This window comes from Saccharicrinis aurantiacus (genome assembly GCF_947489045.1).
GTDB classification, from domain to species: domain Bacteria; phylum Bacteroidota; class Bacteroidia; order Bacteroidales; family Marinilabiliaceae; genus Saccharicrinis; species Saccharicrinis aurantiacus.
Window position 1 is genome coordinate 241165 of record NZ_CANLCN010000001.1, and the last position, 26244, is coordinate 267408.

Below are 26244 nucleotides of genomic sequence, written 5' to 3' on the forward strand. Positions count from 1 at the left end.
CTCGATTTACCGATAAGAGTAAGTCATAATTTCATTACGTAATTCTAGTATGCTTCTGTTTTCCAGTTTATTATTTGGTTGAGATGTGGGGGTAAACTGGATAAATTGGTACATATGATAACATTTAAAGAATTAGGATTGTCTGAGAATATTCTAAAGGCAATTGATGAATTAGGATTTGTAAATCCAACCCCAATTCAGGAAAAGTCTATCCCTGAGTTAATAAACAATAAATCTGATTTAGTAGCCTTAGCGCAAACAGGAACAGGAAAGACTGCAGCCTTTGGTTTACCAGTATTAGAAAGAATTGATATTTCTAATAACAAAGTACAAGCTTTGATGCTTTGTCCAACACGTGAGTTGGCACTTCAAATCAGTAGAGATCTTGAGAATTTCAGTAAACATATGAAAGGACTTCATGTAACTTCTGTATATGGAGGTGCTGATATTCAAAAACAAATCAAAGAGTTAAGAAGAGGTACGCATATTGTAGTTGGTACTCCAGGACGTGTTAATGACTTAACAAAGAGAGGAATACTAAAATTAGCTAACCTTGAGTATTTGGTTCTTGATGAGGCTGATGAGATGTTAAACATGGGATTTAAAGAAGAATTAGATTCTATTATTGGTAACACTCCTGATTCTCGTCAATCTTTATTGTTCTCTGCAACAATGCCAAAGGAAATTGCCAGTATGGCAAAAAGATACCTTACTGATCCAGTAGAGTTAAAAGTTGGTAAAACAAATTCAGGAGCAAATACAGTAGATCACCAATACTATATGGTTCATGCTAAAGATCGTTATTTGGCATTAAAGCGTTTAGCAGATATACATCCTGATATTTATGGTATTGTTTTCTGTCGTACCCGTTACGAAACCAAAGAGGTTGCTGAAAAACTAATGTCTGATGGTTATAGTGCAGATGCTTTACATGGTGATTTATCTCAAGCACAGCGTGATCAAGTAATGCACCGTTTCCGTAACAAGAATATTCAAATACTTGTTGCTACAGATGTTGCTGCTCGTGGTATTGATGTTAACGAGTTGACTCACGTTATTAATTATAACCTTCCGGATGATATAGAGGCATATACTCATAGAAGTGGAAGAACGGGTAGAGCTGGTAAAACAGGTACTAGTATCGCCATTATTCATACTAAAGAATCAAGTAAGATTCGTGAAATTGAGCGTATTTCAGGTATCAAGTTTACTAAAAAATTAATTCCTTCAGGAGAAGAGATTTGTCAACGCCAATTATTCCATTTAGTTGACAGAGTTGAGAATGTTGAAGTGAATCATGAACAAGTAGATTCTTTCCTACCAAGTATTTTTGAAAAGCTTGAAGGTTTTGATAGAGAAGAATTAATTAAACGTTTTGTATCTGTTGAGTTTAACAGGTTTATTGCCTATTACGAAGGTGCTAAAGACTTAAATGTTTATAGAAAAGAGCGTGATGATTTTGGCGGAGGACGTTCAAACCGCAGAGACCGAGGAGATAGAGGTAACTTTGCTAGAATGTATATTAATGTAGGTAAGGCTAAAAATCTTACGGCACCGCGTTTGATGGGAATCGTTAATGAGTATTCTGGTAAAAACAAAATAGGTTTTGGTAAAATTGAAATTTTAAGAAACTTCTCTTTCTTTGAAGTGGATGAGGGTAATAAGTCAGATATTATCTCAGCTTTAAAGGGTAAAGCATTTGAAGGGGAAACCTTACACGTTGAACAAGCTTCAGCTAAGCCAAGTGGTGGTGGAGGCGGTGGCCGTAAAGGTGGCGGTAACTATGGAAACGGTGGAGGAAATAGACGACGTTCAGATAAACGAAGAAGATAGTTCCTTCACAAACAATATTTCAAAGGTTGCCTTAGTTTAGGCAGCCTTTTTTTATTGAAAAAAAAGGCATAAAAAAAGACTGTCGGCTTGGTACGACAGTCCTTTTGATCGATAGTTTAGTGTACTGGTTAGATGGTACTTCTTCAATATTTTATACGGAGGCCCAACAAGCCTTGTTTTTAATTCTAGAAATTTGCATCTCACTAACGCAAAATAGCTGAGCAATCACTTTTTGTTTATGCCCTTTTTTTAGCATTATTTTAATTGCATTTACATCTTTCGGCTTTAACTTTGAACGAGTGACAATCCCACCTTTTTCTTGTCGCGCTTTTGTCATTCTTTCTTTAGCTCTATTAAAACTTTCAACTTTTGTCATCCACATTAAGTTTGAAACTCGATTGTTGGTTTTGTTCCAATCTTTATGTCCTACAACTTCTTGTAGATCGTTATCTTTTGCAATAAAGGCCTCTGCAACTAATTTGTGAACGAGGCATGTTTTCTTTTTGCTATTGATAATAATATTTACACTCTTATAACCTTTAATTTGGCCTTGTTTAACAAATTTGCCTTCAGGTTTACTGGTGTAAAAACTGATTATTCTACCATAATTGCTAATGCTATATTTGTTGTTAGAATCAGCAATTGTTTTCCACTTTTCGTTGGTTAACTTAGTTAGTTTGGCTTGGTTAAAGATTAGATCCATTATTTTTAATAGTTAAGGTTGTTGTAAGCTTTATTTTTAGTGTTTGTTGTGACAAATGTATGTTAACAAACTGTTTTATCCAAATCTAGATAGGTTTGTAAGTGGTTGTATTGGTGTGTTTTGTAATGATGGTTGTGGTGTTTTTCAAATGAAGTATTGAAGTTTTTACACGAAATGAGTTCTTTTTTAAATGAAGTAAAAAATGTATTTTTTTTCAAAAAATGTGCATATTAATTTATCTATAAATGTTGATATTTTAGTTCTGGACAACTATTTTATAGTATTATTGTTTATTACACGAATTAGCCTTGGTGAATTGTAAATTCAATCAGGTTTTAATATTTATTAAATGAGTTTTTGGAATACCTTAGATAGTTTTTTTGCACTTGCTCCGATGGAGGATGTAACAGATACCGTATTTAGAGAAATGGTATTGAGGAATACGGATACACCTAAAATGAATGTAGTTTTCTCTGAGTTTCTTTCAACAGATGGTTTTTGTCATCCTATAGGGAGAGAAAAAGTGTCGCATCGTTTTTTTATAAATGATTCAGAATTAGAGTTGTTGAAACAAAAGGATGTTAAGTTGGTAGCGCAAATTTGGGGAACAGACCCGAAAAAGTTTGCAGAAACAGCTGAATATATTACCAACCACACTCCTTTTGATGGTATTGATATAAATATGGGTTGTCCTCAAAAAAACATTATAAAAAAAGGAGCTTGTTCAGCCTTGATTAATGCCCCAGAATTGGCCAAAGAGATTATTCACTCAACTATTGATGCAACTACATTACCTGTGAGTGTAAAAACGCGCATAGGGTTTAAATCAGTTAATACAGAAGAATGGGCGACTACATTACTATCTACACCTATAAAAGCATTAACAGTACATGGAAGGACACAAAAGATGATGTCTGATGGTGTTGCGGATTGGAATGAAATTCGAAAGGTGGTAGATCTTCGCAATAAATTAGGATTAAAAATCCCAATTATTGGAAATGGAGATGTGACAAGTATTGATGATGGAAATACCAAGATTAATGATTACCTGACTGATGGAGTAATGGTTGGAAGGGGAATTTTTTCTGATTTCTGGTTTTTTTCCAATAAAAAGGAAGTATGTATTGAGGATAAGCTTAGCGCGATGCTACAACATGCTGAATTGTACCATAATACCTGGGAAGGGCAGAAGCCCTGGGTAGTATTGCGTCGATTTTTTAAAATTTACACCTATCATTTGCCGCAGGCTGCGAAGCTACGTGATGGAGTTATGAATACGAATAGTTTAAAGGAATTGAAGCAAATTATTTTTGAATATAGAAAAACAATTGATGCTTTAGTAGACTAATAATGCGACGAAAATCGTTTCATTTGATTTCTATAGGCGGTGTATGCATTGGCTCTTGATATAAAGCCAATGTATCGCCCTTCATCAACAACAGCAATATTAAATCGACTTGATTTACGAAATAAGTTGACTAATTCTTCCATATTACTATCTGGTGTGATATAGTATTCTGGCATATACATGATATCTTCAACCATAACAGTATTGTATAATTCAGGTTTGAAAATAATACCTCTAATATCATCCATCTTTAACATCCCTCTTAAAATCCCTTTATCATCTACTACAGGAAAAATATTTCGGTGCGCTTTTGATATAATCTCTACTAAATCTCCTAGGGTAGCATCTGGAGCAACAGGAGCAAAATCCTTCTCGATAAGTTTCTTTACATCCATAACTGTCATAATATTTTGGTCTTTGTCATGGGTCAATAATTCATTTCTGTGTGCAAGTTGATGCGTGTAAACAGAATGTTTTTCAAATGATTTTGCAGTAATGTAAGATGTTGTTGCTGTAATCATCAACGGTAGAAACATTGAATAGCCTCCCGATAGATCGGCAATAAGAAATAATCCAGTTAAGGGAGCATGAAGAACCCCTGCTATCAGCCCACCCATACCAATCAAGGCAAAGTTCCGTTCCGATAATTGAACCCAACCAAATTTATTGATAATTGTAGCGAAAAGAATGCCTGTGTTGGCACCCATAAAAAGGGTAGGAGCAAATATTCCCCCTACGCCACCGCTTCCAAATGTTACTGATGTGGCAATTACTTTGATACCAATTGTAAGAATTAATGCGATTATAAGAGTAACAAAATTATCTTGGAAATATGCGAAAACACCAATGTTATTTAAATAGTTAACATCGCCGCTTAATGCAGAATTTATTTCTTGATAACCTTCCCCGAATAATTGAGGAAATAGAAACATTAAAATGCCTAAAATACTAGCGCCAACAAATAAACGTTTACCAATACTGCTTGTGTTTTCAAATAGTCCTTCTATATATTTATAGGTTCGTGTAAAATAGGTAGCAATTAAACCACAGCTAAGTCCAAGGAGTATATAGAAGAATAATTCTTCTATATCGTAAGTATGAGTTACGTCAAAAGGGTAAACAACTTCAGTACCTAAAAAGATATAGGATACAGTAACGGCAGAAGCTGATGCAATTAATAGTGGTACGAGTGAGGCTAAAGTTAAGTCGAGCATGATCACTTCTAAAGCAAATACTATGGCTGCAATGGGGGCCTTGAATATGGCTGACATAGCACCAGCACAAGCGCAGCCAAGTAAGAGGGTTATTTGTCTGTAATTTAGGTGTAAAAAACGACCTAAGTTCGAACCTATAGCCGCACCTGTTGATACCGTAGGTCCCTCTAATCCAACAGATCCTCCGAAGCCAACAGTTAATGAACTGGCAATAACAGAGGAAATCATGTTGTGCTTATTCATTTTACCCTGTGTTTTCGAAATAGCATATAATACATTCGGTATACCATGCCGAACAGGCCTTTTTACAATATATTTAATGAAAAGAACGGTTAATAGAATTCCTATACCTGGGGCAATAATGAAAAACCACTCATTCGTACTATTGTCAATTACATGATGAACTAGATCGTGTATTTTTTGTACCAGCATTTTAATGGTTACTGCAGCTATACCTGAGGCGACTCCTATAACGATGCTTAATGCAATAATAAATTGTCTATTAGTTACATTTTTTAATCGCCACTTGAAGAGTTTTATAAGTAGGTGTTTTTTCTTCATAGATTATTTTTCTGCCCTTAATTTATGAAAAATTAGATTGCGAATGTGTTTATATGCTAATATTCTATATGGTTATTATTCATATTTGATTTTGGGCTAATTTATTATATTGGCACCCTCTTTAGAGAGATTGAAAATTGACCATGTTAATACATTAGAAAGTGGTTGATAATAAAATAGATGAGATTAAAATTCTAACATAAATTATAAAGTAACTATTAGATTATGAATAAAATAATAATTGGATTTTCGTTAATGGTATTGATGCTAGCATCGTGTACTACAAAAAATAAGTTTTGCCTAAAGGGAAACCTTAAAGGGGCTGAAGGGAAAAATATTACACTTAGTATGTACGATAAAAGTGGCGTTAATGTGATTGATACCTTATCGATTGTTGATGGTGCGATTAACATTGAATTAGAATTATCAGAACCTGTTTTGTTAATACTTGGAGAAAGTGGTAAGCGAGGGGCTGCTAGTTTTTTTGCTGATAATTCTGATTATACAATTAATGGTGATGCAGAAAACTTATTAGATGTAGAAATAAGTGGAGGTGATTTATATAACTTATATAAAGAAGCAAATAATGCAGATGATAAGTTGCGTGAGATTAGTGCAGAATTGAGAGAAGCATATGTAGCAGCCAGTAACGAAGGAGATACAGCTAGAGCAAATTCTATTTCAGAAGAATATGATGGGGAAGTTAAGAAGGTAGAAGAATTTAAATTGGATTTAGTAAAACAAAACTCAAGTTCTCCTGTCGCAGCTTTCCTTATTTACGAGCAATTTCGCCATAAAGCACTTGAAGAAATAGCATCAGGATTTCTATTGTTAGATAAATCCTTAGAGAGCTGTACTTATTATGAGGCTTTGGTTAGTCGAAAATCTAAATTAGAGTCAGTAGCTGTTGGGAAGAAGGCGCCAGATTTCGAATTACTCGATGTTGATGGTAATCCATTTAGTTTATCTTCGGTAAAAGCAAAAGTATTACTAGTTGATTTTTGGGCAAGCTGGTGTGGTCCGTGTAGAGCTGAGAATCCGCATGTAGTTGAATTGTATAATGACTATAATAACAAGGGTTTCGATGTTTTAGGGGTTTCTTTAGATAAACAAAAAGATGCTTGGTTAAAGGCTATTGAAGATGATAAGCTGACATGGAATCATGTTTCTGATTTAAAAGGTTGGAAAAATGAAGCTGCACAATTATATGCAGTTAATAGTATACCACATACAGTTTTATTAGATGAAAATGGGGTGATTATTGCTAAAAATTTGAGAGGAGAAGAGTTAAGAAAGAAAGTTGCTGAGCTGCTTGATTAAAAAAAGTTAAATAAGATGTGTAGTAAAAAAGCTTGACTAGTAGTCAGGCTTTTTTTTGCACTATAAAAGTAATCTATTACTTTTACGCCGCATTTGTTGATGAATTATTATTTATTTACCACTTTTGTTGTCAAAATACTACAAGGTGTTTAGGCTTAAGTATCGTTATTATAATAGTTCTTACTTCCACGTTTCAACCAAATTACTAACAAAATCAACATTGCAGTCTTTTATAGTTTGGTAATACCTGCTGCTCAATAATTATAGAAGTGAGTAGCATTTTTCTTTTTGCATTATGAGTGATATAAGTAACACATCTTATCGGTTATTGGTAAAACAACTTCAGGCTAGTGATGAAGCAGCTTTTGAAAAGGTGTATGATTTAATGGCGTCAAAAATTTATCATTTTGTGAAGTTGTCGATAAAAAATAAGGAAGATGCTCAAGAAATTACTCAGGAGGTATTTATTAAGTTATGGAATGAGCGAGAAAGGATAGATTCGTCTAAATCTCTTCAGTCTTTTCTATACGTTATAGCAAAAAATAAAATTAACGATCACTTGAGAAAAGTATTAAATGAGAAAAAATATCTTGAGAGTATTATTCATTCCTATAATATTTTAGATGATGATTTAGTCAATATTATAGACTTCAGAGATACCGAGAAGGTTATATTAAAACTAATATCTATGTTACCAGAACGACGTAGGCAAGTGTTTGAATTAAGCAGGTTTAAAGGTTATACTTATAAGGAAATATCTAAAGAATTAGGAATATCTGAAAATACAGTTGATACACAAATAAGAAAAGCATTAGCTAATTTAAAAGAGGGGTTGTTGCGATTATCTATTTATTTATTGCTAGTAATAGGTGGTATTATTTAAGGGTATCGGTATATAAATGTTGTTTTTTTTAAAAAAAAGCAATCTAGAGTCACGGAACATTAAAACTCAAACGTATTATAGTATAGTTGATGGATAATAATTCAAAAATATCAAAGCATATAGGTTCTATTTTAAATAAAAAAAGAATTAAAATAGATGAAGCAGAAGAGTTAACTGAATTTGTTAATAATTTTTCTGAGAGTATTGATGTCGATAATTATTTGAAGAATAATTGGAATGAAGCTGATGGTGATATAAAATTGCCTCATATGCTTCAAGCAATAAAAAGGAACATAAGTAGTCGAGAAAGAATAAAATGGTATAAAACAATTTGGTTCGAAAGAATATCTGTAGCTAGTGTTTTATTAGTGTTGTGCATTGGAACAATGTTTTATATAAAATCATCTCAACCAGAAACAGAATCTTTAATTGGCAAAGCAGGGCCTAAGGTTGTTGAGGATCAAATAACATTATCAGTTGGAAATGATGTTTTTAATTTGTCGGAAAAGAATATTGCATTTAATAAAAATAAAGCAGAAGTAAATGGAACAGAGAGTCAGCTTGTGGTTAATGCTCTTGAAGAAGAAAGTAAAACTATTAGCGTAGCTCAATGGAGCACCCTAAAGGTTCCAAAATTAAAAAACTACTTTATAGAACTTTCAGATGGTACTAAGGTGTGGTTAAACGCTTGTTCTGAGATAAAGTTTCCTGATCATTTTGTTGATGGAAAAAGGGAGGTTTTTATTAGCGGAGAGGCCTATTTTGAGGTTCAATCAGATGTGAATAATCCATTTTTTGTAAATACCAATAATTCTGTTATTCAAGTTACAGGTACTAAATTTAATGTTAATAATTATAGAGATGAGCTTAATACGGTTACTTTATTAGAAGGTAAGGTATCTGTGAAAGTAGGAGAAGAACAGTATCATATTTTGCCTGGTCAACAGCTGGTTCGTGGTAATGATGAGGAATGTAATATATTAAAAGTTGATGCAGCGCTTTATTCAATGTGGAAGGATGGAGTTTACGAGTTTAGTAATATGCCAATAAAAGAATTGGCATGTAGATTAGAGCGTTGGTATGATGTTGACTTTGAGTTTGAGAATGATTCTATTGCGAGTGATTGCTTTAGCGGAATGATTAAAAAAGAGTATGATATAAAGTATTTCATACAAGTTTTAGAAAAAACTACAAATTATAAATTTACACTACAAGGATCCAAAATAGTAGTAAAAGAAGAGTAACCTAAATTTTAAAATATTAAGAGCTTATGAAAAAGCCTTTGTCTTTTTTACCCTTCTGGATTCCAGATAGGTACAGGGATTCTTATGTCCCGATTCGAATATCATTTTTGGTATTTATATTTTTATTTTCCAACTTCTCTTTATTTGCTAAAGCGCAAGGTAATATAATATTACAAAGAGATGTGTTAACAGTTGAAGAGCTGTTTAAAGAGGTTAAAACACAAACAGGCTACACCGTTATATACAATAATAGTAAGCTTAATGGGGCAGATGTTATAGCACTGCCAAAGCAAAATCTTGAGCTTGATAATTTAATGCACGCAGTGTTAAAAGAACGTGCCTTAGATTATGAAGTTGAAGGTGATTATATAATTGTAAGGCCTCAAAAAGCACCTAACTCACAAGATCAAACGGCTATTAAAAAAATTGCAGGAACAGTTGTTGATGAAGAAGGTTATCCTTTGCCAGGTGTTGCTGTTTTAATTAAAGGCACACAAAAGGGAACGGCTACAAATATTGATGGTGAGTTTCAAATGTCTGTACCTACAGATGCCATTATAGTGGTATCTTTTATTGGTATGATTACTCAAGAGGTAAGTATAGAAGGTCGTACAAAATTAGTGGTAACATTAAAGTCTGAACTAACTGATTTAGATGAGGTAGTTGTTACAGGTTATCAGCGAATTGACCGACGACTTTTTACAGGTTCTGCTGCTAAGCTAAATACAGACGAAGTTAAGCTTGACGCTGTCCCTGATGTATCAAAATTTCTACAAGGTCAGGTAGCTGGAGTTTCAGTGGACAACGTTTCTGGTACGTTTGGAACAGCACCAGTTGTTCGTATACGTGGTAATGCCTCAATTAACGGAAATAACAAACCTCTTTGGGTAGTTGATGGAGTTATACTTGAAGATTTAGTAGAGGTAACGGCTGATGATTTAACATCAGGTAATTTGTCAACAGTATTGAGTTCTGGTGTCGCCGGGTTAAATCCTGATGATATTGAGGATATTCAAGTACTAAAAGATGCCTCTGCTACTGCTTTATATGGAGCACAAGCTATGAATGGTGTTATAGTAATTAATACCAAGAGTGGTAAGAAAGGGAAAATGCGTGTTAACTATTCGGGTAGTGTAGCTGTTAAGGAAAGACCCAATTACGGACAGTTTGATATTGCTAATTCAGCTGAAGAAATTTCTCTATATAAAGAATTAGCGCGCAAAGGTTGGATTGATTTACCAGGTTCAGTTAGAGCTAAAGATTATGGGGTTATGGGTAAAATGTACTCCGAAATAGCTAAAAATAATATTGGATGGGGTGCAAACGGAACTGTTAACGAGGCATTCCTTTCAAAGTATGCTAACGCTAATACCGATTGGTTTGACGAGTTGTTCCAAAATTCAATAGTTAATCAACATTCACTAAGTTTCTCTGGTGGATCTGAAAAGATGAATTATTACGCTTCTCTAAGTTATTATAACGATAACGGTAGAACAATCGCTGATAACGTATCTAAATATACAGGTACAATGAAAATGGATTTTCAGTTAACTGATAAATTTAATGTCGGCCTGAAATTATCTTTTTCTCATAGAGATCAGGAATTACCTGGTTCAAAAGATAGAGAATTCAATGCAGTAGAGGGCGTTTACAAGCGCGATTTTGATATTAATCCTTTTAGTTATGCATTAAATACCAGCAGAAGTATGCGTGCATATGACGAGAATGGAGATTTAGAATATTTTAGAAGAGATTATAATCCCTTTAATATAATTCACGAGCTTGAAAATAATAAGGTTGAATTAGCGGCTACTGATTTAGTGGGCCAATTGAATTTAGATTATCAGTTTACCAAAGATTTATCTATTAGTTCGATAAGCCAAATTAGAAGAAATACGGCTTTGCGCGAGCATATGATTCATGAGAATTCTAATCAGGCCAATGCTTACCGTGCTATGGATACCCAATTTATAAGAGATGCAAATCAATTATTATTTAGCGATCCTGATTTTCCTAACTCAAATCCATACTCAATTCTACCAACAGGAGGATTTTATAATACAGTGGATAATAGTTTAGATTTTTTCTCTACCAGAAATTCTATTTCGTACAATCCAACAATTAATGATACCCACATAATGAGTTTCTTGTTCGGGCAAGAAATAAAGTATGCAAACCGTAAAGAAATTTCAAGTAATGGCTGGGGAATTCAATACGATAGAGGTAATCTCTATAGCGAACATGCAATGCTTTCAAAGTATTTGAGTTTACAAAATCAGAATAGAGAATCTCTAGATGAGGTTAAAGATCGTTTTATGGGTTTGTTTTTTAATGCAGCTTATTCGTATAAAGGTAAATATACTTTTAACGGAACAGTAAGGCGAGATGGGTCTAATCAGTTAGGTAAAACTAAAACCGCCAGATATCTAAATTCATGGAATGTAAGTGGTAAATGGAATATCACAGAAGAGAATTTTATGGAAGGCATAAATGGGATTAATTTACTTAGCTTAAAATCTACCTATGGTTTAAGTGGGGTAATGGGACCATCAGCAAGTGCTATTGAAAAATTAATTGCTTACCAAACATGGCGTCCTTATGATAAGGAAACTGGTATTGAAGTTGAGGATTTAACTAATGAGGATTTGTCTTGGGAAAAAATGTATGAGTTCAGTTTAGGAATGGAAGCTGCATTTTTGAATAATAGGATTTATACTGATTTTGCTTACTACCAACGTAATTCTTTCGATTTAGTAGGCTCTGTTCGCACTTCAGGAGTTGGCGGAGAGCATATTAAGTATGGTAATTTTGCAGATATGGAAACCAAAGGTTTCGAAATTATGCTGAATACTGTAAATGTAATAGTTAGTCACTTTAAGTGGAACAGCAGTATTAACTTAGATTATAATACAAACGAAATTACAAAGCTCGATAATTACAATACTTTTAATGAATATGTAAGTAATACCGGAGGTAATATGTTAGGCAAACCACGAAGAGGTTTGTATTCTGTTGAGTTTGCTGGCTTAGATCAATTCGGACTACCTCAGTTTGTGAATACCGAAGGGGAACCCATGGATAAGAACTTAAACTGGCAAGAAAGAAAGGATGCTGAAAAGTATTTAAAATATGAAGGTTTGTTAGATGCACCTTTATCAGGAGGATTTAATAACACATTCGAATATAAAAACTTATCCTTAGGTGTTGGTTTGGTATTCAGAGCAGGTAACAAAGTTCGTTTAGATGATTTATTCACAAGTGAACCTGAAAAAATGGGCACACAATCTATATCTAAAGAGTTAGTTAATAGATGGTCGGCTCCAGGTGATGAAAACTATACCAACGTTCCTGCCATAATGGATATGAGATTTGATAAAGATCTCGATAGTCAAAGCTTAAATATCTACGAAATGTATAATAAAAGTGATGTTAGAGTTGCTGACGGTAGTTTTGTTCGATTAAGAAATATTAGCCTTGGTTATAATATTCCTGCAACGTTTGCAAAAAAGATGGGTATGCAAAGAGCTAAAGTGTCATTTCAGGCACAGAATATATGTTTGTTGTACTCAGATAGTAAGCTAAATGGTTTAGATCCCGAGTTTTATAGATCTGGTGGCGTTTCTCTTCCCGTACCACGTACTTACACATTTAGTTTAAATCTTAGTTTTTAATGAGATATGATAATGAAAAGTAAATATATATATATGAAATACACATATACATTATTAATTGTACTATCTCTATGTTGTTCAGGTTGTAACGATTTCTTAAACGAGGCACCTGATAATAGGATAGAAGTTAATACACTCGATAAGGCTTCCGAGCTTTTAGTTGCTGCTTATCCAAATGTAGATTACTTATTTACAGATTGGTTTACCGAAGAGGCTGAATATATAGAAACCAATAATCAAACTCCACTGATGACAGAGTCTTTTATGTGGGAAGAGTTAGGGAGTTATGATGATACTAACTCTCCATCAGGATATTGGTATGCCGCATATAAGTCTATTGCTCAGGCAAACTCAGCATTAGAGGCTTTGGAAAATATCGAAGATGAGGATGATGTTTATAGAAATGCTATTAAAGGAGAAGCATTCCTGTGTAGAGCTTATTCACACTTTATGATTGCTACATTATTCTGTAATAATTATGATAGCACAACAGCAATTAAGGACATGGGTATTCCTTATGTAGCGGAAAGTGAAAAGCAACTCATAAAAGAGTACGATAGGGGAACATTAGCTAATACCTATGAAAAAATAGAGGCAGATCTTTTAGCAGGTTTAAAATTAGTTAGCGATGATTATTACAGTGGAAGTAAAAAATATCACTTTACTAAGCAAGCAGCTTATGCCTTTGCATCACGGTTTTATTTGTATAAAAAGGATTATAATAAATCTATTGAGTATGCAGATAAAGTATTTGGTGGCTCAGCAATAAACAAAGCTTATATAAAGGATTTAATTGCCTATTCTGAGCAGTCTGGTGTAACTGAAAAAATGCAGTTTTATATAAACAACGGCGATGCTAGTAATATATTAATAGTCGAAAAGCTAGTAAGTATAGGGTTACGTCATAATTACGGTTACCGAACAGCTATTAAATCATGGAATGCATTGTTTGAGGCTACTATTTTTTCTGGTAATGATTTCAGGTATCGTTATATGTCTTACTATGGTGATGGGAGTAGGAATGTTATTAAAGCAGCAAAGTTTGATGAAGAATTTTACAAAGAAAGTTTAACAGCAACAACAGGGTATCCGTTTTATGTGCAAGCTGTATTTAGAGGAGAAGATTTACTCTTTAATAGAATAGAATCATACATACAGTTAGGGGATTTAGATAAGGCTTTAAACGACTTGAATGAGTTTTCTCAGTATCGTTACTCTACCCCAGTTACCCTTACAATATCAGATGTTCAAACCTATTACACAACAGTAGATGAAGAAGGAGTTACAGTTGTTCCGAGTGAGAAAGAAGCTTTATTGCAATTGTGTTTAAGCGAAAAAAGAAAGGAATACATACATGAGGGAATGAGGTGGTTTGATATTAAACGATATAATATCGAGGTAACTCATATAACATTTGATCATAAGAAGTTAGTGTTAGAAAAAAATGATCTGCGTAAAGTATTACAGATACCTATAGATGCAACTGAAGCTGGCTTAACTAAGAATCCAAGATAAATGAATATGAAGAATATAAAAATTATACATATACTATTACTTTTAGTTTTTATAACTAGTTGTAATGATGATGAGGCTCCTATTTATGTCCCTGATGAGCTTGAGGAATCTACCGATTTGATAGATGTGTACTTTAAAGATAACTTTCTCGAGCCATACGGAACTGCAGTCCGATGGCGCTGGGATGATAAGTTAGTTGATAACTCAAAAAGAGTTACCCCAATTAAGCGTGAATTTTGTATACCTATGGGTAACTTTATTAAAAACTTTTGGATAGCTCCATTCGAAAAAACAGAGGATGGTAAATCTTTTATTTATGAGCTTTTCCCACCAGAGGTTATGTTAATTGGTTCGCCAATGTATAATTCAGATGGAGAATCAATAACCCTTGGTTATGCTGATGCCGGTGTACGAATTACATTTACTCAAGTCAATGAGTATGATTTAGGTAATCCAGATTGGGTTTTGATGCAGTTAAGAACTGCAGAGCATGAGTTCGGACATATTGTTCATCAAAATTACAATTTACCAAATGGTTTAAAAGAGGTAACTCCTGCTAATTACAAATCAAATAATTGGCTAAATCTAGCTGGTGATGTTCAACAAAGCAACCCACGTATTTCCCGTGAAGCTATATCATTAGGTATGGTATCAAATTATGGAACTTCTGATGTTAACGAAGATTTTTGTGAACTACTCTCAATTTATATCACTTCTGAAGTAGCGGAGTTTGAAGAGCGTTATTTAACGCATGAACCAGAAGAAATTATAAAACTGGATGATGGAACTGAAATTGAGCCGAATGCAGATGCTGTAGAAGTAAATAAAGGGCGAGATTTTATTGCTATTAAATTAAAGTTAGTTAAAGATTACTATTGGGAGAAATTTAAAATTGATCTTGATGTTTTACGAGACGAAATTGTATTTAGACTAAAAAATCCAAATAACCCTAATGGGGATAAATCTGATAAATAATGAAACATATATATTACATATTAGGTATCTGTATTCTTCTTATTTCATCTTGTACCGATGAAACTGAAGAAGTTTTTAAAGAAAGTCCTGAGGTTCGGATGTCCGGAGTGTTATCAGAATATAAAAATATTCTAATGAGTGGAGATGGGCAGTGGTTAGCTTATTATGGAGGAGAGGCTATTTTAATGCACTTTTACAATGATAGTGTTGCTTTCAAATCAACATTTAACAATGGAAATGATGATAGAACAATAACTTACCGAGTCGGTGCTTCTCAAGCTCCAGAGCTTATATTTGAAACGCACTCGGTTTTTCATTCTTTATACGAATTGGATAGAGCCAATAGAGAGTATGAGTTTTTATTTGAAGAAATAAGTGATACTGAAATTACTTTAATCAGTAAAACAGATTTAGGTGCAGATAAAACACGTATTGTTTTTGTTAAAGGTGTACCAAGTGATATTGATGATGCAAGAAAATTGAAACCAATAGTAGATTCATTGTCTTATTTTAAAGATTTCTATGTTAATGATAATCCTATTAATTATAGGCTTGTTACATTATCAGGAAAGACCTTTGTGAAGAATATTCAGGAGGATGGATTAATTGTAAATACACCATTAGATATGGGTATTACTAGGGATGGAGTCATTTTTGTGCCATCTCTGGAGATAGAAGGAGAAAGTGTGAGTGAATTTGTATTCGACGAAACCTCAAGCGTTTTTACGGCAAAAAATACTAGTAAAAAAATAGAAATTAGAGTTAGTGAGGATACACATTTTTCTAACTCGGATGTGTTTAGTAAGTTTATGGAGGTTGATTTTAAAGGGTTAATAAATACCTCATACTCTATGGATTCGGTGTTAACCTATTTACGTAAAGATGTTCCTAATTTTAGTGGAGTACAGTTTTATGTTATTAGAGGGTGGACTTTAGCTTACGCTCCAGGTAGTGAAGGTGGTAATTGGGCAGGACTTTCTGATTTTCACTATAATAAAAGAGATGATAATAACTTTCTAATAACATGGGATTATCTTGTTTGGGGAGGTTCTTTTTGGAAACTCTTTTATTATAGTAGAGGTGGAGATATTCTTTTCAATGAGTTTCTTCTTGATCCTAATGGTATTTATGTTGATGAAGTGGGAAATGGAGAATACATCTTGGTTAGTAATACCGATCCTTCAAAATATATTCAATTAAATGATTAATAGTGTATTTTAATATTATTATGGCAATAATACCTTCGAAGGTGTTAATCTATTTATATTAAAATTTAAGGGGGTGGATTGCAAAATGCAGTACGCCCTCTTTTTATATTACACTCTTCAAGCAATTAACAATTTTATTATCCTAAGATAATAATCTACCAAGTCTTAGTAATAGATTAATAAGCGATAGAAGACCTGATAAGTAATTAGAGCTTGCACTATAACATTTTATTTCTCTAGCTCCGCTATTGATTTTGAAAAGAATATAGGAGATATAATCTTTACGCGGAATATTGAGAAAGTGGAATAACTAGTTACAAGGATGAGGTATACTTTAACCGAACTGGCATCAAATAAAAGTTGTATTCTTCTTTATATAAGGTTAATGTTGCTATATATTCTTATACCCCTATAACATATCTACTTTTAGGTAGCTTCGAAATTAACAACACTATGATATAACATAGTATTAATGATACAATAGCAATCAACGGTGTTTCTATTAAAGGATGTGGTAGTCTATTACCTTTTAAAATAAGCCACACGCCATCTCTAATAACTAAAATGTGTATTAAATATATCCCATAAGAATACTTCGCAATATCATTAAAAATATGTTCTAAAATTTTGGGTAATTTAAAATTCTGATAAAAACAGAATATTGCAACAACAAACAGCGCACTGGTTAAAGAAAGGTTATTCTCAACTACAGTCAGAAAATCTCTATTGTATAGGTAACCAATCAATAATGGCAAAATAGCAATAATGAGAATACATGAAATAATGAAAAATGACATTACTTTAGACTTAAATACAATTGGGTACTTTCTCAGATAAACACCCAATAGAAGAAAACCTACAAAACCGCCTAAATAAGATAATATAAAATAATAGTCTCCTTTTATTACATATATTTCTTTTCCAAATAATATGTTTAAATATGGAAAAATTAATGTCGTACTCCATAAGAGTAATAAAAATTGAATCTCTCGTTTTTTTGCATTTAATAACCATGGTGATATAATAGGAATTATTAGATACAGTCCACATATAGTATAAACAAACCAATATACACCATGAGTTGGCTTAATTGGAAATAATAAGAACTTATAAATAACTTGAGAAATATTAATCTCCTGTTTTAAAAAACTAATTGCTAATACAACAACCGACCAAAAGAAAAAAGGCAAAATTAATTTACCGAACCTTTTTTTGTAAAATGAAAACATATCCTGCTTAGTAGGTGCTAAAAGACATGAGGATATTGTTACAAACAGCTCTGAACTTGGCGAGGCAATGACAGAAAATAATACCATATATACTCCATACGAGTTATCTGTTGCTGGCATTGCTGAATGAGTTAGAAGCACTAAAAAACAGGCAGTTGCTCTTAGATTATTGAAGTATTGAATTTGCATGAGAAATTTTATTGATAATTAATAATAAAGGCCTGATATAAATAGTATATCGTGGATGCATGAAATAAGACTTTTCGGATACCAAGAAAAAAACATTGAGATTCGATAACTCACCTACCTTACTAATTGGAAAAACCATTAAGTGGACAAAAAAAATACTAATAATCGCAAACCCTCTAAAATAGTGTATATGCTTCAAATAGGTGGGATTACTGTCTCCCAAATTATTCTCATTAATTAAGTTTGATACACTAAATATATTTCGTAGACTCATATAATTTAAACCAATCTTGAGTAAAATTTTTAGATCCTGTTTCAAAAGCCAAATTTGTTTACTGTAGTTAGCTGTTTTTTTTAAGATATATTAATTAAACAGCTACTTATTTTATTAATGTTTTAAGGTAGGCTAGAATTACTTTGATGACGTCCATGTTATAACATTCATTTTGTCCAATGTCCACTTAAAAACTTTCCAAAAACTAAATATGAATTTATTGTTTACCCAATATCTAGAATCTTCAAATGCAATATGTTTGGCTCCAAAACCTTCTTTAAATCGAGCTACAGAAGGACTTGTTCCTACAACGAAATCGTAACAATTATATCCTTGTTTTATACTGTACTTTAACATTTCATTATGCAAGAAATGTCCAATTTTGAACTCATTATGCTGTCTTAAAATTCCTCCATATGCGTAGGTTAACCGTTGGCCAACTACAAATATTATTAGAGCTCCTTGCACTTTTTTATCTATTTTACAATATGGTACTATGCATAAACCATCGTTAACCATCCCAATTAAAAAATCTTTCATCTTACTCCAAGACCTAACGGGAAAGCCTTTGTATTTTGCAATCTCTTCTACAACTTCATATGCGGATTTAATATCACTTTCTGTTTGGGCAAATTGTAAAACAAGATTACTAGACTCTGCTTTTTTTATATTACGTTTCGTATTTTTGTTATACTCCTTCCATAATAGTTCATATGGAGTATGTTCAGACTCATATTGTATCTGAACCGACCTAAAACCGTTGGTTCCTCTAATTAACCCAAACTGACTACCTTTTTTTCCTGAGTAGTAAAGACTATTATTACCAATTTCATTGAGAGCAAATTGAGAATATGTTACACTATACTCCTTTAGTATAGGTGCTTTTAACTCACAATAAAACGTTTTGTTTTTTTTTGATCGGTTTATATATTCAGATATAATATCATCAAATAAAAACTCTACCTCTTTACTTATTATTGGTGCTATTGGTGCAACTTGCACTTTCAAAAAGGGTATTCCAACGATAAATGTTCCAATTCCAGCAACTATCTGCCCTTCTTTGTTCCTTACGATTAATACTTCATAGTTAAAAAATGGATATTTAGTATATGATTTTAGGTAGTGACTTATCTGTTGACTATGACCTCTAGGATTATTTAGTAAAAAAAGATCCCATTCCATCAATGCTTCGTCTGCTTTAGTCCATTCGAAGCTATAATTTGAACTCATATTTGGCTAGATTAAATAATTTTCATTAGTACTCCTGTATTCCGGAAAGCTAATATTTTCAAGTTTCTTTTTTCGTTCTAACTTGTGCTTACATAAAGAATCATATAACACGGTATTATAGATTTTAGTTCCCACATAAAAAGGAACGTTACCTTTAGGTGCAAAACCTTTCTTAAAATTAAATAAGCTGTCACCCGCATCAACACCTCCGCCCAACACATAAATTTCTTTCTTATTAGCTATACCCCAATTGATTATTTCGTAATGTAATAAATCATTAGGGCGCATCGAGAAATAATTCTGATCTGAACCTCCCAAGAAAAAATATATTTTTTGTGCAGATACCAAAACTAAGGCAGTTGCGATTTTTTTTCCTTGCCAACTGACATAAAAATATGAGAAATGTCCCTTTAGGCCTTGATGTAATTTATGAAAATATGCTTTATCTAAATAATACTTCGAATGTGCTCCTAAGCGGTTCATTGCAGAATAGTACAGCTCTAAAAAATCATCTAAATCGGTACCTGAACTATCCATACTAATCTCGAGACCTGATCGTTTAGCTTTTTTTATGTTACGCCTTACCTTTGCAGAGAATTCCCTATAAATAACCTCTTCACCTTTATTTAAATGGCAAATGATGTTTTCATTATTTAAACACACTTTTCCGCTGTAAAGCAACCGACTATTGCTTAATAAATCAAACCTTATAAATTCACTAACAACATTATTCTCAACTGCCCAACTTTCAAAAAGTGACCTAAAGTTATTTAGTTCATTTTTAAAAGAACCTTCTCCCAAGTAATAAATATCACCATAACCATAAGGGGTTATAATATCATACACAATATTATCGCCTACATTTAGGTCAATTTTTCTTAAACAGAAAGGAAAAATGACCTTCTTATCTTTTTTCTGATATATAGCGCAACATGCTTCTGAATTCTGATAGAGTGATAAGTAATTTGGGTGAGCAAAAACCTCTCTTTCCTCCCAATTCTCCCAAATATTTAACCACTCTTTATGCTCTTCTATGTTTTGGGCCTTTAATACTTTTAACATTTAGGATTATTTATATTTCTATTGTCATAATATACGTCACATGTAAGTAAGTGTACTATAGATTAAGTATTAAAAATTAAATACTTTCCTTAGTACTTTTTCTATCCTTTTTAGATCTTCATTTGTCATATTGCTGCCTGAAGGAAGACATAAGCCATCTGTAAACATCTTTTCTGAAATTCCGGTCCCATAAAAAGGATAATTATGAAATATCGGTTGTAAATGCATTGGTTTCCATAGGGGGCGAGATTCAATATTTTCTTTTTCAAATGCTAATCTTAAATATTCCCTTGTAATACCCCCTGTTTTTTCAGAATCTATTAAGATAGAAGTTAACCAATAATTAGAAAAATATTCAGATGACAATTCTTCTTGAAAAGTAATTCCGGATATGCCCTTAAGTAATTCTTTGTACCATAAATTTATTGAACGTCTCTTAGCGACTCGTTCTTCAAGTACCTCCATTTGACCTCTTCCAATACCTGCTACAATATTACTCATCCTATAATTATAGCCAATCTGACTATGTTCATAGTGTGGAGCTTCATCTCTGGCCTGAGTTGCTAGAAATCTCGATTCTCTTATTAAAGCCTCGTCGGCTGATACTAGTGCGCCACCTCCAGAGGTAGTAATGATCTTATTCCCATTAAATGAAAGGACGCCTAATTTCCCCCAACCACCCATTCTTTTACCTTGAAATGAAGATCCTAATGCCTCAGCAGCATCTTCAATAACAGGTATGTCATAGGCATTTGCAATATCTAAAATTTCATTCATTTTTGTAGGCATTCCATATAAATGTACCGGAATAATAGCTTTGGGTTTCTTACCCTTTTCTATTCGATCTATAATAGCTTCTTTTAAAGCATTAGGGCACATATTCCAAGTATCTTTTTCTGAATCAACTAAAATAGGTTTGGCCCCTAAATAACAAATAGGATTTACACTTGCAGAGAATGTGAAGCTTTGAACAATCACTTCATCTTCAGCTTTCACTCCTAATAAAATTAATGCTAAATGAATAGCCGCAGTGCCTGAACTTAGGCAAGAGGCTTCTTTTGTGTGCGTATAAGAAGCAATAACATTTTCAAACTCGTTTACATTTTTCCCTAATGGTGCAACCCAATTAGTGTCGTAAGCCTCCTGCACGTATTTCATCTCTCCACCTCCCATATGAGGCGATGATAACCATATTTTTTGTGACATTAAATTTTAATATTTAGTTAGAAATGTGAGCTTGTTACTATATAATATCAAGTAACTGTTTCTTAATTATCTTTCCTGGATTACCAACGACTACAGCAAAGTCTGGTACATCCCTAATTACAACACTCCCGGCTCCAATCATAGCCCATTTGCCAACTTTAACTCCTGGAATAATAGTAGCGTTGGCTCCAATTTGTGTTCCTTCTCCTACTGTTACATTTCCGCATAAAGTTGCTTGTGGGGAAATATGAACATAATCATTTAAAATACACTCGTGATCAACAGAAGAACCTGTATTAATAATGACATGATTGCCTATTATACAACCAGATTGAATGATTGCATGATGCAATATCACAGTTCCTTTGCCAATTTCAACAGACCTAGATATACTAGCGCTAGGATGTATAACATTAGTGAAAAAAGGTTTTACAATACTTGCTATTTGTTTTCTAATGATATTACTGCCTATGGAAATAACTAATGGAAATGTATGTTCTTCTTCATTATAATTACCAATAAAATTTAATCCATGAAAGTCTTTAATATTTAAATTATCGTCAAAAACTCCAATAACCCCTGATTTATTAGCCTTTATACAATCTAATATTACGCGTGCATGACCACTTGCTCCATAAAGTAAATAATTTTTTTCTGCCATTATATTACCTTTTATTCACATATTGCCTTTTTCCAGCAATTATAAGTTTTGGATTCCTATTAATTGTTTCCATTGAATGCTTCTGTGGTAGCATGATTTTCTTTATTAACACCTTCACTTTTAAATACCTTTATTACAGTCATCATTATAATCGTAAGATCCATTTTAAAAGAAATATTATCTACATACTCAACATCAAATTCAAACTTCTTTTTCCACGATATTGCATTTCTTCCATTTACCTGAGCCCAACCTGTTATTCCAGGCTTTACTAAATGACGCCTTGATTGTTCTTCTCCATACAACGATAAGTAATCAATCAATAAAGGCCTTGGCCCAACCAAACTCATATCTCCAACAATAACATTAAGTAACTGAGGGATTTCGTCCAAAGAGGTTTTTCTTACAAAACTTCCGACTACAGTCATGCGTTCAGCATCCGGTAATAATTTTCCATCTTGCCCAACTTTATCTGTCATAGTCTTAAACTTCACTATTTTAAAGATTCTGGCATTCTTCCCTGGGCGCAATTGGAAAAAGAATGGTTTACCATTATTTATAAATAACAATAGAACTGTAACAATACAAAAAATCGGACTAAATATTATAAATGAAACTGTGGCTATAACTAAATCCAACGAACGTTTAATATATCTCTTATACATAATTTACTATGTTTATTGACATGACTTAAAAGAATGTCAAGATGGGTTACTCAGGCTCAATTGTAAAGTATACTCTTCCAACAACTCTTCCCAGACAAGCTCATTTTTATATTTATCTACAATTAATTTTCGAGCATTTTCTGCCAACTTTGAACGTAATTGCTCATCAACAATTAATCTTTCCATAGTACAACTTAGCTCTTCCTTGTCTTTTGATGGAATTATTAAGCCATTAACTCCATTACTAATTATTTCGTTTGAACCACTTATATTAGTGACTATACTAGGTAAGCACATTGCACCAGCTTGTAAAACTGTATTCGGAAATCCTTCACGATAACTGGGAAATACAAAACAATCGGAGATACTTAAATAAGGTCTAATATCAGTTTGCCATCCAACTTCGATAATTGATTTAGTACTTTTAATTATTCTTAGTGTCTCATCCTGTAAAGGGTCTAGTTCTGCTTCATAATCCCCAACCAATACCAATTTTATGTGATTATGGATTAGATGAAGCTTAGAAAAACTATCAATCAACTCATTAATTCCTTTATCTCCAACAATACGTCCTACAAATGAGAAAATAAAATCACCGTGTTTAATCTCTAATTCTTCTTTTAACTTTATTTTCTGTTCATCACTAACCAATTCCTGTTTGAAATAATCAATATCAATTCCGTTCACATTTCCATTTGCAATTATATTTAATGGCTTTTTTGTGATTCGATGCTTGATTAGATCACTTTTGACCCCCTGACCCTCTGGAATTATCTTAGTCGCAAATAGACACGTTAACCTATCCATATTTATTAATAAATAACGAAAAGGCCCATTTCTATAAGGGAAAATCAGACCTGTAAATGTATGAATACGTATAGGAACATTGGCCAAATATCCGGCTATCATAGACAGTAAGCCAGCCTTTGGTGTTACAGAATGTATGATATCAGGTTTTTCTTTTTTGAACAGCTTATATAAATTAAAAACTGACTTTAAATCCTGTTTTAGACTTATATTCCTTTCAATCTTAACAACTGTAGTTTTAATTCCTTCGCGATCTTGAAGTATCTTATGACTTTCGCCTTCTGATGCTACTCCTAAAACATCAAAGTAATTATTTAAAAATTTTAGTTGCCCTTTCAACAACCAATCTAACGAGCCTGGTATGGCTGCAATTCTTAGTATTTTTATTCTCTTCATTAAAAACTAACTATTAAACTGGCCTTAGTTTTGTAAATAGATTTGCTCAACAACTTTTGACGATGTCTTTATATCAAATTTACCCAACGCCTCTTTGTCCAGTTTCATTCTCTTTGTACTACCTTCAATGTAATTAGCGATTTTTTTTGCCCATTCTTCAGCACTCAAAGCCAAAGGAATAAACATACATAAACCAATATTCGCTTGCTTGGGCACTCCATCTGAAATAAAACACGGCAAACCGGCTGCTTGAGCTTCTACAAGGGCAAATGGTAACCCTTCATATAAAGAAGGCATGAGAAAATAATTAGGAGTAACAAGTAGTTGTGGTATATCCTTACGTACTCCTAACAATTCAATATTTTTACATAAACCTAATTCTCTTATTTTCTTTTCAATACTAATACGGTCTGAACCATCTCCAACCCAGGATAGTTTCACTAATGGATAAATCTTTTTTAATTCAGCTATAACGTTAACCAAAAACAAGCAATTTTTCTGTCGCACCATCCTGCCTACAGTGATAAAGTTTAAATTAGGCTTTCGTTCCAGAACTTTAAAATTGTTCAAATCAATTCCATTATAAATGACCTGACTTTTTTCACAGGCTTTAATACCATATAGAAACTCATTGGCATCATGAGAACAGCCTAATTTTACATTTGCAAAAGTATTAATAAATAACCTCATCGTTTTCCTATAATACTTAACAAGTAGATTATCTTCTATTTTAGCTGAATTATGAGAGTGAGAGACTCTTATTTTTACCTTAGCCAAATAAGCAACAAACAAATTTAAACCATTTAAAAAGTCCATATGAGAGTGACAAACATCAAAAGGCCCGAATTTCTTTAAAGTTTTATAAAGCAGATAAAAATGCTTAAACAACTTTACTATTCCATTCAAGTCACAAGTCATATAAACCTTATGCCCTAAACTTTCAACATGATCCTGATGGTATTGCCTGTCATTTACAGCTATAAGGTAACTTACTTCTAACTTATCCTTATCAAGATGCTCAACAGTATTTAATACAAATGCTTCTGTTCCTGCAGGTGCTAAACCATGCAATATTTGTAATACTCTTACTTTTTGTCTCATATACGTTTAATTAAAACAGAGTTTTCTTAAGTCTTTACCTACCGAACTTCCATTTTCCTTCCCTTTATTACCATATTTCTTGCATATAAATATAAAATACAACCAAACGGAGCAGCAACGATTGTTAGAAGCTTTTGTGGCGATTCTGAAACAAAATTTCGATTCTTAGAAATAATGCTTGAATTGACATAATGAATAGCTTCTATAAAACGCCTTTTAAATGAAGGATGATGTTTCATAGCTTCTTTACGAATAAAAGCAAAACCTTTAGGGTTTCTAAAATATTGCTTATACATATTCATGGATGAACCATCTAGCTGATAATCTACAATTATAAGAACCTTATTGATTGTAATCATCTTATATTTAAGGTCAGCTAACATATATTTCCACCCTAATCCTACATATTTCTCTCCCTCAAACTCTGGGTATTCTGGAAGAGACTTCATTATGTCTGTGCGATAAACCAATTTTTTATCACCTTTTCCTCCCTGACTATAAAATTCCGTTAATGTAGTTTCTGATTTAGTAAATAGTGTACCTATTACATTACCATCTTGCATACTTTCATCTAAACCAATTATACCAGCATACTGATCTCCTCCCTTTTCTTTCCACAAGTTCACAATTAGCTCTACACTATCGTCAGTCATATAATCATCCGAATCTATACAGGTGTTTAACTCAGTATCGATTAATCTATAGGCCGAATTATGAGCAGTATGCATTCCTCCATTTTCTTTGTAATGATAGTTTATGCGTATTTTATTCTCCTTAACCCAACCGTTTACCAACTCTTTTGTAGCATCAGTTGACCCATCATCAATAACCAACCAAACAAAATCTTTGCAAGTTTGCCTTAACAGGCTTTCGTATGTTCTATGAATGGTATGTGCCCTATTAAAGGCCGGAGTGAAAACTGTTAGAATAGGTTTATCCATTATATTGT

At 32.9% G+C, this 26244-nt stretch carries 20 protein-coding genes; 9 read left to right on the plus strand and 11 right to left on the minus strand.

What is annotated here, in order from left to right; genetic code table 11:
• Window positions 1–114 precede the first annotated feature (114 nt).
• A complete protein-coding gene (locus tag QMO11_RS00935; protein ID WP_068472648.1) occupies window positions 115–1833 on the plus strand; it encodes a DEAD/DEAH box helicase in 1719 nt (572 codons plus the stop codon).
• Window positions 1834–1984: 151 nt separating this feature from the next.
• On the opposite strand, the gene QMO11_RS00940 is transcribed toward QMO11_RS00935, so the two are convergent.
• Window positions 1985–2536, minus strand: a complete 552-nt coding sequence (locus QMO11_RS00940) for an NUMOD4 domain-containing protein (RefSeq protein ID WP_282035604.1) — start codon at window positions 2534–2536, stop codon at window positions 1985–1987.
• A 349-nt stretch (window positions 2537–2885) separates the two neighbouring features.
• Here QMO11_RS00940 and QMO11_RS00945 point away from each other — a divergent pair, with 349 nt between their 5' ends.
• A complete protein-coding gene (locus tag QMO11_RS00945; RefSeq protein WP_282035605.1) occupies window positions 2886–3884 on the plus strand; it encodes a tRNA dihydrouridine synthase in 999 nt (332 codons plus the stop codon).
• On the opposite strand, the gene QMO11_RS00950 is transcribed toward QMO11_RS00945, so the two are convergent.
• The gene (locus tag QMO11_RS00950; RefSeq protein WP_282035606.1) at window positions 3881–5659 is read right to left on the minus strand and encodes a chloride channel protein; all 1779 of its coding nucleotides are present in this window, start codon (window positions 5657–5659) and stop codon (window positions 3881–3883) included. The two genes, QMO11_RS00945 and QMO11_RS00950, sit on opposite strands and share 4 nt — an antisense overlap.
• A gap of 225 nt (window positions 5660–5884) precedes the next feature.
• On the opposite strand from QMO11_RS00950, the gene QMO11_RS00955 reads away from it, so the two are divergent.
• The 7 genes from QMO11_RS00955 (at window position 5885) to QMO11_RS00985 (ending at window position 16475) form a co-directional block, all read left to right on the plus strand.
• The gene (locus tag QMO11_RS00955; protein WP_282035607.1) at window positions 5885–6979 is read left to right on the plus strand and encodes an AhpC/TSA family protein; all 1095 of its coding nucleotides are present in this window, start codon (window positions 5885–5887) and stop codon (window positions 6977–6979) included.
• Window positions 6980–7274: 295 nt separating this feature from the next.
• Window positions 7275–7862, plus strand: coding sequence for an RNA polymerase sigma factor (locus QMO11_RS00960; RefSeq protein WP_282035608.1), 588 nt, complete (start codon window positions 7275–7277; stop codon window positions 7860–7862).
• Window positions 7863–7951: 89 nt separating this feature from the next.
• Window positions 7952–9106 (plus strand): FecR family protein, encoded by a 1155-nt coding sequence (locus tag QMO11_RS00965; RefSeq protein ID WP_282035609.1) that lies wholly within the window; start codon window positions 7952–7954, stop codon window positions 9104–9106.
• A gap of 26 nt (window positions 9107–9132) precedes the next feature.
• Window positions 9133–12777, plus strand: a complete 3645-nt coding sequence (locus QMO11_RS00970) for a SusC/RagA family TonB-linked outer membrane protein (RefSeq protein ID WP_282035610.1) — start codon at window positions 9133–9135, stop codon at window positions 12775–12777.
• Between the two features lie 33 nt (window positions 12778–12810).
• Entirely contained in the window at window positions 12811–14292 is a 1482-nt protein-coding gene (locus QMO11_RS00975; protein ID WP_282035611.1) for a RagB/SusD family nutrient uptake outer membrane protein, read from the plus strand.
• Window positions 14293–14298: 6 nt separating this feature from the next.
• Window positions 14299–15267 (plus strand): substrate import-associated zinc metallohydrolase lipoprotein, encoded by a 969-nt coding sequence (locus QMO11_RS00980; RefSeq protein ID WP_282035612.1) that lies wholly within the window; start codon window positions 14299–14301, stop codon window positions 15265–15267.
• On the plus strand, window positions 15267–16475 hold the full coding sequence (locus tag QMO11_RS00985; protein ID WP_282035613.1) for a DUF4302 domain-containing protein: 1209 nt from the start codon (window positions 15267–15269) through the stop codon (window positions 16473–16475). The genes QMO11_RS00980 and QMO11_RS00985 overlap by 1 nt, the downstream gene beginning before the upstream one ends.
• A gap of 401 nt (window positions 16476–16876) precedes the next feature.
• On the opposite strand, the gene QMO11_RS00990 is transcribed toward QMO11_RS00985, so the two are convergent.
• The 9 genes from QMO11_RS00990 to QMO11_RS01030 form a co-directional block, all read right to left on the minus strand.
• Window positions 16877–17893 carry an acyltransferase gene (locus QMO11_RS00990; RefSeq protein ID WP_282035614.1) on the minus strand — a complete coding sequence of 339 codons (1017 nt, stop codon included), beginning with the start codon at window positions 17891–17893 and terminating at the stop codon, window positions 16877–16879.
• A gap of 412 nt (window positions 17894–18305) precedes the next feature.
• The gene (locus tag QMO11_RS00995; RefSeq protein ID WP_282035615.1) at window positions 18306–19397 is read right to left on the minus strand and encodes a lipid II:glycine glycyltransferase FemX; all 1092 of its coding nucleotides are present in this window, start codon (window positions 19395–19397) and stop codon (window positions 18306–18308) included.
• Window positions 19398–19403: 6 nt separating this feature from the next.
• The gene (locus tag QMO11_RS01000) at window positions 19404–20459 is read right to left on the minus strand and encodes a GNAT family N-acetyltransferase (RefSeq protein WP_282035616.1); all 1056 of its coding nucleotides are present in this window, start codon (window positions 20457–20459) and stop codon (window positions 19404–19406) included.
• Window positions 20460–20528: 69 nt separating this feature from the next.
• Window positions 20529–21665, minus strand: coding sequence for a DegT/DnrJ/EryC1/StrS family aminotransferase (locus QMO11_RS01005; RefSeq protein ID WP_282035617.1), 1137 nt, complete (start codon window positions 21663–21665; stop codon window positions 20529–20531).
• A 37-nt stretch (window positions 21666–21702) separates the two neighbouring features.
• A complete protein-coding gene (locus tag QMO11_RS01010) occupies window positions 21703–22326 on the minus strand; it encodes an acetyltransferase (protein WP_282035618.1) in 624 nt (207 codons plus the stop codon).
• Window positions 22327–22385: 59 nt separating this feature from the next.
• On the minus strand, window positions 22386–22991 hold the full coding sequence (locus QMO11_RS01015; protein WP_282035619.1) for a sugar transferase: 606 nt from the start codon (window positions 22989–22991) through the stop codon (window positions 22386–22388).
• 36 nt (window positions 22992–23027) lie between these two features.
• Entirely contained in the window at window positions 23028–24194 is a 1167-nt protein-coding gene (locus QMO11_RS01020; protein ID WP_282035620.1) for a glycosyltransferase family 4 protein, read from the minus strand.
• 24 nt (window positions 24195–24218) lie between these two features.
• The gene (locus tag QMO11_RS01025; protein WP_282035621.1) at window positions 24219–25295 is read right to left on the minus strand and encodes a glycosyltransferase; all 1077 of its coding nucleotides are present in this window, start codon (window positions 25293–25295) and stop codon (window positions 24219–24221) included.
• A 38-nt stretch (window positions 25296–25333) separates the two neighbouring features.
• Window positions 25334–26236 carry a glycosyltransferase family 2 protein gene (locus QMO11_RS01030; protein WP_282035622.1) on the minus strand — a complete coding sequence of 301 codons (903 nt, stop codon included), beginning with the start codon at window positions 26234–26236 and terminating at the stop codon, window positions 25334–25336.
• Window positions 26237–26244 lie beyond the last annotated feature (8 nt).

Coding starts and splice junctions, on each gene's coding strand:
- QMO11_RS00975 (WP_282035611.1), top strand. CDS start 12,811: ATGAAATACACATATACATTATTAATTGTACTATCTCTATGTTGTTCA.
- QMO11_RS00985 (WP_282035613.1), top strand. CDS start 15,267: ATGAAACATATATATTACATATTAGGTATCTGTATTCTTCTTATTTCA.
- QMO11_RS01030 (WP_282035622.1), bottom strand. CDS start 26,236: ATGGATAAACCTATTCTAACAGTTTTCACTCCGGCCTTTAATAGGGCA.
- QMO11_RS00980 (WP_282035612.1), top strand. CDS start 14,299: ATGAAGAATATAAAAATTATACATATACTATTACTTTTAGTTTTTATA.
- QMO11_RS01025 (WP_282035621.1), bottom strand. CDS start 25,295: ATGAGACAAAAAGTAAGAGTATTACAAATATTGCATGGTTTAGCACCT.
- QMO11_RS00935 (WP_068472648.1), top strand. CDS start 115: ATGATAACATTTAAAGAATTAGGATTGTCTGAGAATATTCTAAAGGCA.
- QMO11_RS00970 (WP_282035610.1), top strand. CDS start 9,133: ATGAAAAAGCCTTTGTCTTTTTTACCCTTCTGGATTCCAGATAGGTAC.
- QMO11_RS00945 (WP_282035605.1), top strand. CDS start 2,886: ATGAGTTTTTGGAATACCTTAGATAGTTTTTTTGCACTTGCTCCGATG.
- QMO11_RS00940 (WP_282035604.1), bottom strand. CDS start 2,536: ATGGATCTAATCTTTAACCAAGCCAAACTAACTAAGTTAACCAACGAA.
- QMO11_RS00960 (WP_282035608.1), top strand. CDS start 7,275: ATGAGTGATATAAGTAACACATCTTATCGGTTATTGGTAAAACAACTT.
- QMO11_RS00955 (WP_282035607.1), top strand. CDS start 5,885: ATGAATAAAATAATAATTGGATTTTCGTTAATGGTATTGATGCTAGCA.
- QMO11_RS01020 (WP_282035620.1), bottom strand. CDS start 24,194: ATGAAGAGAATAAAAATACTAAGAATTGCAGCCATACCAGGCTCGTTA.
- QMO11_RS01005 (WP_282035617.1), bottom strand. CDS start 21,665: ATGTCACAAAAAATATGGTTATCATCGCCTCATATGGGAGGTGGAGAG.
- QMO11_RS00950 (WP_282035606.1), bottom strand. CDS start 5,659: ATGAAGAAAAAACACCTACTTATAAAACTCTTCAAGTGGCGATTAAAA.
- QMO11_RS01015 (WP_282035619.1), bottom strand. CDS start 22,991: ATGTATAAGAGATATATTAAACGTTCGTTGGATTTAGTTATAGCCACA.
- QMO11_RS01010 (WP_282035618.1), bottom strand. CDS start 22,326: ATGGCAGAAAAAAATTATTTACTTTATGGAGCAAGTGGTCATGCACGC.
- QMO11_RS01000 (WP_282035616.1), bottom strand. CDS start 20,459: ATGTTAAAAGTATTAAAGGCCCAAAACATAGAAGAGCATAAAGAGTGG.
- QMO11_RS00990 (WP_282035614.1), bottom strand. CDS start 17,893: ATGCAAATTCAATACTTCAATAATCTAAGAGCAACTGCCTGTTTTTTA.
- QMO11_RS00995 (WP_282035615.1), bottom strand. CDS start 19,397: ATGAGTTCAAATTATAGCTTCGAATGGACTAAAGCAGACGAAGCATTG.
- QMO11_RS00965 (WP_282035609.1), top strand. CDS start 7,952: ATGGATAATAATTCAAAAATATCAAAGCATATAGGTTCTATTTTAAAT.